Here is a 259-nt window from a genome sequence, read left to right as displayed (position 1 = left end):
AAGTGTGGCGTCATGAAGATCACTGGTACATGGTGCTGGCCGCGCAGAATACCCAGCTGCAGGGCAGGGTACTGCTTTTGCGTTCTGATAATCTGCGCGAGTGGCAGAACCTCGGCGAGATTGCGGGCAGCAAACTGGGCGGGCTGGACGCCGCTGGCTACATGTGGGAATGCCCGGATATGTTCACGCTCGGCGACAGCACCTATCTGATCTGCTGTCCGCAGGGTGTTATGCCTGAAGAGAAACGCTACCTGAACAG

General features: G+C 57.9%; 1 pseudogene. It reads left to right on the top strand.

Going from position 1 to position 259, the window contains the following annotated elements:
* Nucleotides 1–29: 29 nt before the first annotated feature.
* Nucleotides 30–259, top strand: a pseudogene (locus tag SB756_RS31890) (sucrose-6-phosphate hydrolase); the annotation flags it as partial.

Origin of the sequence: Pseudomonas sp. SIMBA_068, assembly GCF_046534705.1 — a bacterium.
Classification (GTDB): domain Bacteria; phylum Pseudomonadota; class Gammaproteobacteria; order Pseudomonadales; family Pseudomonadaceae; genus Aquipseudomonas; species Aquipseudomonas putida.
This window is presented reverse-complemented; position numbering and strand designations above follow the sequence as displayed.